This window comes from Microcoleus sp. Pol17C6 (genome assembly GCF_036701145.1).
Taxonomy (GTDB): Bacteria; Cyanobacteriota; Cyanobacteriia; order Cyanobacteriales; family Microcoleaceae; genus Microcoleus.
In genome coordinates, this window is sequence record NZ_JAUBQH010000031.1 from 66,211 (window position 1) to 76,421 (window position 10,211).

General features: G+C 46.3%; 9 protein-coding genes. 3 read left to right on the forward strand and 6 right to left on the reverse strand.

All coding sequences use genetic code 11. The annotated features are described in order from the left end of the window. The coding region (locus QUA25_RS16880) for a CHAT domain-containing protein (protein ID WP_333039754.1) at positions 1 to 2,039 on the forward strand (2,039 nt) is incomplete at its 5' end. Between the two features lie 132 nt (positions 2,040 to 2,171). On the opposite strand, the gene xseB is transcribed toward QUA25_RS16880, so the two are convergent. Both xseB and xseA read right to left on the reverse strand, forming a co-directional pair. Then, the gene (gene xseB, locus QUA25_RS16885) at positions 2,172 to 2,399 is read right to left on the reverse strand and encodes an exodeoxyribonuclease VII small subunit (RefSeq protein WP_333039756.1); all 228 of its coding nucleotides are present in this window, start codon (positions 2,397 to 2,399) and stop codon (positions 2,172 to 2,174) included. After that, on the reverse strand, positions 2,396 to 3,565 hold the full coding sequence (xseA, locus tag QUA25_RS16890; RefSeq protein ID WP_333039758.1) for an exodeoxyribonuclease VII large subunit: 1,170 nt from the start codon (positions 3,563 to 3,565) through the stop codon (positions 2,396 to 2,398). The genes xseB and xseA overlap by 4 nt, the downstream gene beginning before the upstream one ends. Before the next feature lie 236 nt (positions 3,566 to 3,801). Between xseA and QUA25_RS16895 the strand changes: the two genes are divergently transcribed. Next, on the forward strand, positions 3,802 to 4,536 hold the full coding sequence (locus QUA25_RS16895) for a hypothetical protein (RefSeq protein ID WP_333039759.1): 735 nt from the start codon (positions 3,802 to 3,804) through the stop codon (positions 4,534 to 4,536). Here the strand turns inward: QUA25_RS16895 and gmk are convergent. The 4 genes from gmk to QUA25_RS16915 all read right to left on the reverse strand — a co-directional run bounded on the left by gmk (position 4,533) and on the right by QUA25_RS16915 (position 9,418). Then, the gene (gmk, locus tag QUA25_RS16900; protein WP_333039760.1) at positions 4,533 to 5,102 is read right to left on the reverse strand and encodes a guanylate kinase; all 570 of its coding nucleotides are present in this window, start codon (positions 5,100 to 5,102) and stop codon (positions 4,533 to 4,535) included. The genes QUA25_RS16895 and gmk overlap by 4 nt on opposite strands. A gap of 78 nt (positions 5,103 to 5,180) precedes the next feature. Beyond that, a complete protein-coding gene (gene remA, locus QUA25_RS16905) occupies positions 5,181 to 5,447 on the reverse strand; it encodes an extracellular matrix/biofilm regulator RemA (protein ID WP_006632566.1) in 267 nt (88 codons plus the stop codon). A gap of 867 nt (positions 5,448 to 6,314) precedes the next feature. Further along, positions 6,315 to 8,417 (reverse strand): M3 family metallopeptidase, encoded by a 2,103-nt coding sequence (locus QUA25_RS16910; RefSeq protein WP_333039762.1) that lies wholly within the window; start codon positions 8,415 to 8,417, stop codon positions 6,315 to 6,317. Positions 8,418 to 8,581: 164 nt separating this feature from the next. Continuing rightward, positions 8,582 to 9,418: a hypothetical protein gene (locus tag QUA25_RS16915; RefSeq protein ID WP_333039765.1), complete on the reverse strand. Its 837-nt coding sequence runs from the start codon at positions 9,416 to 9,418 to the stop codon at positions 8,582 to 8,584. Positions 9,419 to 9,562: 144 nt separating this feature from the next. On the opposite strand from QUA25_RS16915, the gene QUA25_RS16920 reads away from it, so the two are divergent. Continuing rightward, a complete protein-coding gene (locus QUA25_RS16920) occupies positions 9,563 to 9,691 on the forward strand; it encodes a hypothetical protein (RefSeq protein ID WP_333039767.1) in 129 nt (42 codons plus the stop codon). The last annotated feature ends 520 nt before the right edge of the window (positions 9,692 to 10,211 follow it).

Genomic DNA, 10,211 nt, shown 5'->3' on the forward strand with positions numbered 1-10,211 from the left:
AAGTCCGTACCCGTGAGAATTATCCCGAAGATTGGGCAGGGACTCAAAACAATTTGGGTCTTACCTATAGTGAGAGAATAGAAGGAGTAAGGGCGGCGAATATAGAAGAGGCGATTGCCTGTTTTCGCTTAGCATTAGAAATTCGCACTCCTACTACTTTCCCTTTAGACTGCTTGCAATCTGGTATAAACCTCGGCAATACCGCTTTCACTGCTGGCTTCTGGGATATCGCCCTGGAAGGATTCGAGCAAGCAATCCAAGCAGTAGAAAAAAGCAGAAGTTGGGCAACTTCAGACGATATCCGCCAGCAGATTTTAGCGGAATCTATAGGTATTTACGAAAAGGCAATTCAAGCTTCTGTCAACAGCAACCAACTGGAAAAAGCCATAGAATACTGCGACAGAACTCGGGCTCAGCGGTTAGTCGATTTAATGCACAGCAATGACTTGTATGCTAGCAGCGAAATTCCACCCGCCGTGCAAAAATATTTGCAGGAATTTGAGGCGAAGCAGCGGGAAATTGACGCAGAAGTTGAACAACTCCGCAAACCTTCTGAAGGCAATAAAGAATTAGCAGGTGTGGGGAGTCAGTCGCGGAGTCGGGCAGAGTTGTCTGCTTACACTGACAAGATTCAAGAATTGGAAGCCCAGAAACAGCGAATCTGGGAAAACATTCGCAGTTTAGATCCAGTTTTAGCTGGACAAGTTCAAGTCGAGCCGATGCAGTTTGCGGCGATGCAGCAACTCATTGACAATTCGCAGACGGCGATTCTCTGTTTTTACACGACGGATGATGATACTCATGTTTTTGTGATTTACAAGGATAAAGCGCCGCAGATTCACACTTGTCAGGGAGAGGGTTTGGCAACTTTTCAGAATTGGATTGGTCAGAGTTGGTTGTCGCCTTACTTGCAGGATAGGAAAATTTGGCAACAGGGGATGGGTGAGTTTTTATCTCAGTTGTCGCAGCGGTTGAAAGTTGATGAGTTGATTGGTAATTGTTTGGATGGGATTGAGGAATTGATTGTGATTCCGCATTTGTATTTGCATCAGATTCCGTTGGCAGCATTGCCGATAGAACCCCCCCAACTCCCCCTTAGCAAGGGGAGGCCGGGGGGCGTTCTTAGCGATTATTTCCTGATTCGTTACGTTCCAAGTTGCAGAATTTTGGAGTATTGTAGTAAAGACGAAACCATCGAATCGCCGAAATACGGAATTGTGGAAAATGCCACTGATGATTTGTACTTCACTCCTTTTGAGTGCGAACAAATTGCCGAAATAGTGACCAAACCTGAACACTTAAAAGGAAGTCAAGAAGCAACAGTCGCAGCCTATCGAAACCTCACCCAAAATGTGAATGTAATCCACTCCAGCCACCACGCTGTTTCGCGTTTGGACAATCCTTTAGAATCGCGATTGTTTTTAGGAGACGGGACTATCACATTAGGAGAATTGATGACACCTGGTTGGCGCTTGCCGCAGTTATCCGATGTGTTTATGTCCTGCTGCGAAACTAATTTAGGAGGTACGGAAATTACCGATAATCTTCTTAGTTTGGGAACGGGTTTTTTGTGTGCGGGGGCGCGGAGTGTGGTCAGCACTTTGTGGGCGGTGGATGATTTTGCTACTTCGCTGTTTTCGATTTTTTACTATCAGTATCGGCGGGAAGGTTTGAGTCGTCCAGAGGCTTTGCGACGGGCACAGGTGAGGTTGCGGACAATTTCGGGTGCGGAGTTGAAAGAGCTTTATCAACCGCAAATCGATCCGTTGCTTCAGAGAATTATTGGGGATTTAAAGTCAAAATTGGCTGTGGTTCAAAAGGAAAAACAAAAGTTAAAATTGCGGCAGAAATCCTACCACAAGGAGACGGATGAGTTTAATAAGTTGGGGGCGGAGTTGAAGAAAATAACGAAGCGGGAGAATCAGATTCAGAAACAGAAGAAAGGATATGAAAGTTTGAAAGAAAATATTTACACTCTGTCAAATCCTTTTGATGATTTGAGTTATTGGTCGGGATTTATTTGTCAGGGTTTGCATTGATTTGTGGTGTTTGATGGTGTTAACAAACACGTCTGACACACATTCCGGCGGGGAATTAATTCCCTGTCGGACTTTCGGTTTCACCTGGTATTTCACCTACATTTATCGGCCTTAATCCCCGTTCACCTGCGCTTAAAAATCGGGTTCTGCAGCCAAAAGCTCGATCGACAAATCCATCTGTTCCTTCCCACGCGCCAAAAACCTTTCGCACTCCTGCCAACACTCCACAGCCACCCCAAACTGCTCGAAAACCTCCTCTAGAGGCAACTCTCCCGATTCCACCCGATCGATAATCGCTTCAATTCGATCGACCGTTTCCTCATAATTCCAATCAGGCTGGCGCAACTGCGAATCAATCATAACTTTTCTTCCGCATCCAATACTTCTACAATCTTAACTTTCAGCACGCCCCGACTCAACCTCACAGTCAATTCCTCTCCCAATTCCAAACCGTCAGTTGTGCGGACGATCGTACCGTCACTTTGGATTATTGCCGCATAACCCCTTTGCAAAACGGCAGCCGGATTCAGTGCGGATAACTTTTCTTGCAATACCTCTAGTTTACCAGTTGCTTGCCGCAAAGTTCGGGAGGTCGCAGGTAAGCGTTTTAATCGATTTTGTAACAGTTGCAAATGCTCTTCTTCTGTCTGAAATCTTGCCCGCACAGCGTTTGCTAAATTGACCATTCGCTGCTTGTGTTCAAAGTAAAGATCGGCTAAAATTGGTACAGCTTGAGCCGCCGCCGCTGTTGGAGTGTGGGCTCGTTTATCTGCTACTAAATCGGCGAGAGATTCGTCTCTTTCGTGTCCGATACCTGTGATAATTGGAATCGCACAATTGGCGATCGCCCTCACAACTCTCTCATCATTAAAACAAGCCAAATCTTCCGCAGAACCGCCGCCGCGCCCTAAAATGATCACATCCGCCCTACCGTCCAATTCTACACGGGCGATCGCCCTCGCAATGGCAGCAGCAGCCAATTCTCCCTGCACTCCTGTCGGCGACAGCAACACCCGCAAACCGGGATATCTTTGGGCTAGAGTGCGCTGAATGTCTCCCCAAGCAGCGCCAGTATCGGATGTCACCACGGCCACAATTTGCGGGTGTGCGGGAATCGGGCGCTTTCGGGCGGGATCGAAGAAACCCTCAGCATCCAAGCGCGATCGCAATTGCTGCAACCGCAAAGCCTGCAATCCTTCCCCAGCCGGTAGCGATTGCACAACTGTCAACTGGTACTCGCCGCGATTTTTGTAAACCCGGATGCTTCCCAAAACCAGCAACTGTTCTCCTTTTTCCGGTATTTGCACCAATTTTTGCCGCTGAGAATTCCACACCACGCAGCGAATAGCAGCGCTTTTGTCGGTGTCGCACAGAGTGAAAAAGCAGCCGCTGGGGTGGTGCGAAACGTTCGACACCTCGCCTGTCAGCCAAACTGATTGCAGGTTGCGATCGCCCTCCAACAACTCTTGCAGGTATGATGTTAGTCCGGCAACAGATAAAGCTGTATCGGGAAGAATTGAAGTCATCCAATTTTAGATTTTAGATTTTAGATTTTAGATTTAGGCTACTATCAATGCTTCGGACAGTGTGCGATTGCCAAGCGTAAAATAAGGGTTTCAGGGCGATTGTACAATCTCTTTCATAACGGAAAATCAGGGGTTTCCGACTAGGATCTCAAAATAGTCCGGACTATTGTAGTATATCTAAGGTAATTTATTTGTAGGCTGAGCGGGCAATCGTAAATTTAACTGCAAACAAACTAATGATATCAGATACAATGACTTCGATGAATGTGCTGCGCCAAGAGGCTGCGGCGATCGGCATTACTGAGGAAGAAGCCAGAAAATATGGCGACCTCCGACATAAAAGAACTTGGTCTTTGGCGATCGAACATCACCTCTCAATGCAAGATTTTGCCGATCGCATAGAACAATCCTTCACAACTTCCGAACCCGATTCCTCCAGCGCACTCAACCACTCTCAGACTGCGGAGTCTAAAGACTATGGTATTCAGCTAACAGCGAACCTAGGCGAATCTAGAGTAACCAGGGAGAACCAAACAGCCTCTGTTGCTTCGCCACAACAGCCAGCAGTAGCAATCGGGCGATCGCACACACCTTCCGACCACCGCAGCAACCAAAACCGAGGTTTTAAACAAGTAGTTCAAAATCATATTAAAGCATTAACAATTGCATCCGCCTCCCGCACAAATCTGCCCCATTCACAACTGGGCAACTGGGTTTGTCCTGAGTGTGGGTCGGAGGGCGAATTGGGATGTTACCTCTGCGCCGGAGAAGGCAATGTAGGGGACATTGCAGCTATTGGCTGGACGCTAGCTTATATGGAAATGTTGGGCTGTTCTGCTCGCGAAATTGAACCGTTGAGAAAAATTTCGCCTTCATCGAATATTCTGGAATTGAATTTAAAAGTTTGTGTTGCTATCAAACAAAGTAGCGAAGTTTTAGCCAGGACGGAGAAATGGGTAATTAGTCATTAGTTACCTGAAAGCTCAACCAAATTAAGTATTGATTCTAGCTTTTTTAAAGCAACTTCCAAATCGTCATTAACAACTTGGAAATCGAATTCCCCTGCAGCTTCAATTTCCTCTTTAGCCCGCACCAACCGACGGGCGATCGCAGTTTCGGAATCTTGACCCCGACTCCGCAGCCGCCGCTCCAATTCTTCCCAAGAAGGAGGTAAAATAAAAATTCGCAGCGCCTCTGCAAACTTATTCCTAATTTGCCTAGCCCCTTCCAACTCTATTTCGAGGATTACCCATTTTCCCTCACCAATTCCTTGCTTGAGACCAAAATAAGGAGTACCGTAAAAATTACCGGCAAACTGGGCCCATTCCGCCAACTCTCCAGCCTCAACCATTTGTTCAAAGCGGCTGCGGCTGACAAAATAGTAGTGCTGTCCCTCAATTTCTCCCTCACGGGGCGATCGAGTTGTCACGGATACCGAAAGATACAATTCGGGATGGCGATTGAGGAGCGATCGTACTAAGGTGCCTTTCCCCACACCGCTAGGCCCCGTCAGAACAATTAATTTACCGGATTTCATTTTTAGAATAGAAACGTGTAACAATTTAAGTTTCCGCTTACTTTAGACCGTAAGCGCTCAAATTGCAACTGACCAACCTCAATCATCCCGACCTTGACCGTCTTTGCTAATCACAAAACGATTAGCAACCGTTTCCGGCTGAATCGCCGAGAGGATGACGTGACTCGAATCTGTAATAATTACCGCTCTCGTGCGGCGGCCGTAAGTTGCGTCTACCAGTTGTCCCCGCTCCCGCGCATCAGTAATAATCCGCTTAATTGGCGCTGACTCGGGACTGACAATGGCAATCACTCGATTAGCAGACACAATGTTACCAAAACCGATATTAATTAATTGAATATCCATGAAAATCTTAATCTGTAGGTGAACGATTGACTATCAATCCTTACTTTTGATCATATAATATACAAAGATTTTTTCTGATAATCCTCAAATTAATCCCAACTAAGTTTTTTAGTTTCTACCTAAAATTTTCACCCTTTTGACGCCTAGTACCCCGTGCTTTATCAAAAATTTAAAAAAGACTCGCTGTTGCCACTCTATCTTAAAGATTCGGTAAAAGCGTCGATTTTTATTTGCGAATAAAAGCATTAGCTGTATAAAGAAAACAACCCGTAAATGTTGCGAAATATAAATTTAATTTCGGCGAGATGTAATTCTAGTATAATCAGTGCTCAATAACAGTAAATATTCCCAAATCGAACTCTATACTAACAGTATTGAGACTGATGCTGCTTTGAGGAGCTTTCCAACCTCAACTAAAAGCTGCTGGCGAGCGCACTTTCTGCCCAATTTTTACCCAAAGATTGGCGATGATGTGCCAAACTACAGATGTTTATTGCATGAGGTTCTACAATAAAATGGGTTGGTAGTGAAAATTTTAGTTTGATTAAAATTAATAAAAAAACTGTGGCTCCAATTATCAATTTTCTAACAATGGAACTTACGAAAAAAGTTGTTTTACGCATGAATTATAGCGTGTTCCCGGTTTAGGAAGTGTAGGGACACGGCATTGCCGTGTCCCTACGGGGAACCAACGATCTGTTGTGTGCTTCATAAACCTGGAATCTGCTCGATAGCGGTAAGACTTCATGCACACCCCACCCTAGACATACAGGATATGCCTCAATCTTGTTTAACAAAAAACAGGGATTAATGCAGATAAATTCACCCGCATTAATCCCCAGTTATTCCACAGTAGATTATGCCAGATTAAGCCGCAACTAAACCGCTATGTCTCAACAAAGCTTTAGTGCTCGGTTCGCGTCCCCGGAAAGTTTTAAACACTTCCATCGGGTGCAAACTGCCGCCCAATCCTAACACTGTATCTCGGAAGCGCTTACCTGTAGAGGCGATCGCACTTTCATCTTCCAAACCCGCTTCCTCAAACGCCGCAAAAGCATCAGCGCTGAGCACTTCCGCCCATTTATAACTGTAATACCCCGCCGCATAGCCGCCCGCAAAAATGTGTCCGAAAGCGCACAAAAATGCGTCTTCTTCCAGAGGAGGTAAAACAGTCGTAGTTTTAGCAATGCGGTTGCGGACATCGGCCACAGTTTCGCTGCCGCCCGATCGATAGCGGTGGTGCAATTCGATGTCAACGCTGCTAAAATGTACTTGCCTGAGCATGACGGTGCCGCTCATGTAGTGGCGCGCTGCTAGCAGTTTTTGGTAGTAGTGTTCCGGCAAAGTTTCTCCGGTTTCGTAATGCTTTGCCATCCCGAACAAAGTCGCGCGATCATAACACCAATTTTCCATAAATTGACTGGGCAATTCCACTGCATCCCACTCAACATTATTGATGCCAGAAGCCCCCGGATAGTCTACTGTTGTCAGCATATGCTGCAAACCGTGACCGAATTCGTGAAACAAAGTTTCGACTTCCAAAAAAGTCATTAAACTCGGTTTGCCGTCAACCGGAGGACTTTGGTTGCACACCAAATAAGCCACCGGCAACCGTGTTGTTGTCTTTCCGGCTTCCACAAATTTAGCGCGCACCACGCACTCGTCCATCCAAGCACCGCCGCGCTTTTCCTCGGGGCGACTGTAGGGGTCTAAATAGAAATTGGCGATCGTATTTCCTGCTTCGTCATCTATTTGGAAATAGCGCACATCTTTGTGCCACACAGGAGTTTGACCGTCCGCCGCAGTTACTGTCACGCCGAACAGCCGGTTTACTAATCCAAATAACCCCTCTAATACCTGTGGCAAAGCAAAATAAGGGCGCAATTCTTCGGCACTAAAAGCAAACTTTTCTTCCCGGCGCCGTTCCGACCAAAAACCAATATCCCAGTGCTTCAAATCTCCAGCTTCCGCCGCGCCTTTTTCGGCAGCAAAAGCTTTCAATTCTTCTAAATCTTTGACAGCAGCATCATAACTAGCCTGGCGCAATTCTTCTAACAAAGCTTCCACTGCTGTCACGTCGGGAGCCATTTTGCTCGCCAAGCTCAATTCGGCATAACTGCTAAACCCGAGCAAAGCAGCTTTTTCCTGGCGCAAAGCTAAAATGCGATCGGTCAACGGCCAGTTATTCAATTCTCCGCTACTTGCTCTGCCGATAAAAGCTTTGTACAACTTTTCGCGCAAGTCGCGGCGGGTGCTGTGCTGCATGAAAGGACCGTAACTGGGAAAGTCTAAAGTAATCCGCCAAGGGCCGTTTTCGGCATCCGCATTTTCTTCGCCGGCACTGCGAGCGGCTTGAGCTGCTAAACTCAACAAACTCGGCGGCAAACCGTCAATTTCGTCTTTGTTTGTGAGGGTGATGCTGAATGCTTTGGTAGCGTCGAGGACGTGATTGGAAAATTGGGTAGTAATTTCGGCCAATTCTAATTGAATGGCATTAAAACGCTCTTTTTCCTCGCCTTCTAAACCGACGCCGGAGAGTTGGGCGTCTCGGAGAGCGGCTTCGACAATTCGCTTTTGAGCTGACTCTAAGCTGTCCCAATTTTCGCTTGCCCGCAGCGCTTTAAAAGCTTCATAAAGCGGTTTGCTTTGACTGAGCTTGCTCCAAAATTTTACTACTTCCGGCTGTACTGTTTCGTGAGCCGATCGCAGTTCCGGGCTATTTTTCACACCCATCAAATGTCCGACAATGCTCCAGCTCCAATTTAAACGCTCTCCGAGTCGCTGCAATGGTTCTACTAAGCCGCTCCAAGTCGGTTCTACAGACGATTCTAAGTCAGCTAGCGAAGCTTCTAGTTCGGTCAGTAGTTGGGTAACAGCGGGGACTACGTGTTCTGGTTTGATCGCGTCAAATGGAGGCAATCCTTGACCGATTAGTAACGGGTTATCAGCAATAGTTACGGTTGCAGTCATTTAATTTTCTTGTAACAGGTTGAAAACAGGTGAACTAGACAGATTAGCTTTTCATTTTGTAACACAGTTGTCGAAAAAATTGGGTTCGATCGGGCGTGAGTCGCAGAATCTCAGAGTCGAAAAATCTTCCTTCTGACTGATGACTAATGACTGCTGACTAATGACTACTGCCGATTCTCTGGTGTGTGCTGCAACTCCTTGACAACCGAGATTAAGCGCTTGAGGTGAGGTTTGACAACTTCTTGCTGCTCGTGTTCCAAACGGTGGATTTGAGCTTGGACAATAGACAAATCTGCAGTCGATTGGTGCGCGGGAGCTTGCAGTTGGCTTTGCAAATTGGCCATGACTTTCTGGATTTCCAAAAATCGAGTATTTACTACTTCCCAGTCGTCTCTGGTGATAGAAGTTTCTGTCAAGCCTTGCGTCGCGCTTTGCAGTTGCTCTATAGCCTGTTCCACAGCTTGGAGATTCGCCCGTTGGCCAACCGATAAATCTTGCAGTTGTTCGCTCACCTGCTGGCGGACATCGAGCACAGCAGACGCCACGATTTCTTGCAAAGAAGCTACCGACTCTCCTAAACTCAGCAACTGCCGCTGAATGTCGAGAGAATCCTCAAAGCCCTCAGCCCTAGGCATTGCCGCCATTTGCTGGCGCAGCGCTGCAATATCTGCAGACAACTGCCTGCGTAATTTAACAATTACTGTCACCGCCGTTTTTTCGACTTTATTGACAGACTTTTGGACTTGAGCCATTTCCGAATGTTGATGCACCCGCACTTGCTGCTCGAAGCGATACCGGTTAGCAACATTCAGCGACAAAGCCAAAGTTAGGGGAGCCACCCCGTAAAAAGCTTGGCCCGACACTGCCACCGCCAGGGAACCCACACCAGAGGCCGCCAGAGAGGCGTACTCTGCCAGCTCCAGCCAGTGCCTTTGAGGAAAACTTGGTCTCAAGTGGTTTGCAACAGAGGGTTTTGGCTTCCGCACGGCTCTTTGGGTCATAGTATTTGCTCGTTGTTGGTAAGGTTGCGAGATTGGGTGGAGCATCGATTTATATCCTTTTTTCAGTTATATGTTTTAGATTATTTCTTGGCACTCTTCTATTTTTACCTTTGTGAGTAAGTTAAGGATGACTGCCATATTATTATGTATTTGGGATCTGACGGCGATCGCGCCCAATTCCGGCTGTTAAAAGGTTCGCCCCAACGCGCCCTCTATTTTACAGGACGCGGGCGCGATCGGGTTCGGGCGATCAACAATAGCTGTCCAGGCTAACCTAAAAATGCCTAAGACTATTTGAGATTTTAGATTTTAGATTAAAAGTAAAAAAAATGCGACCTACTGAGGGCGAGCGTCGTTTGGAGGTTGTCGGGAGTTGCCTTTTTGTTCGCGCATTGGTATAATCTACTCTTTCTCAATTGACCCTCTAAAATTTACTGCCCAAATTGACCAATGAACTCAGAAAAACCCGGAATTGGCGATCAGCTAAAGTCTATTTTCAGTATCGCCATCTTTATCATTCTCGTACTCGCAGTAGGCTTTTTAAGCGTGAATTTTATTTCCGCTCTCTATGCAAAATTTTCTTAAAATTAGGACTTACGCATGGGGTTCATAAACCTAGTTTTTTTTACAAAAATACTGCGTCGCAGCCAGCCGAATCGGTAAAAAACACGGTTTTTTTGGTATTTATGCGTCCAGGACTAATTTGGTGATAACCCTTAGACATCTCCAAAATAGTAACAATTCGTGATAAGATCCCATCCTAAAGCTTTTTTGACACAGAAACATGAGCGAC

Excerpts from the sequence above, each read along its gene's own strand:
- QUA25_RS16915 (WP_333039765.1), bottom strand. The coding sequence starts at position 9,418 with ATGACCCAAAGAGCCGTGCGGAAGCCAAAACCCTCTGTTGCAAACCAC.
- remA (WP_006632566.1), bottom strand. The coding sequence starts at position 5,447 with ATGGATATTCAATTAATTAATATCGGTTTTGGTAACATTGTGTCTGCT.
- xseA (WP_333039758.1), bottom strand. The coding sequence starts at position 3,565 with ATGACTTCAATTCTTCCCGATACAGCTTTATCTGTTGCCGGACTAACA.
- QUA25_RS16920 (WP_333039767.1), top strand. The coding sequence starts at position 9,563 with ATGTATTTGGGATCTGACGGCGATCGCGCCCAATTCCGGCTGTTAAAA.
- xseB (WP_333039756.1), bottom strand. The coding sequence starts at position 2,399 with ATGATTGATTCGCAGTTGCGCCAGCCTGATTGGAATTATGAGGAAACG.
- QUA25_RS16910 (WP_333039762.1), bottom strand. The coding sequence starts at position 8,417 with ATGACTGCAACCGTAACTATTGCTGATAACCCGTTACTAATCGGTCAA.
- QUA25_RS16895 (WP_333039759.1), top strand. The coding sequence starts at position 3,802 with ATGATATCAGATACAATGACTTCGATGAATGTGCTGCGCCAAGAGGCT.
- gmk (WP_333039760.1), bottom strand. The coding sequence starts at position 5,102 with ATGAAATCCGGTAAATTAATTGTTCTGACGGGGCCTAGCGGTGTGGGG.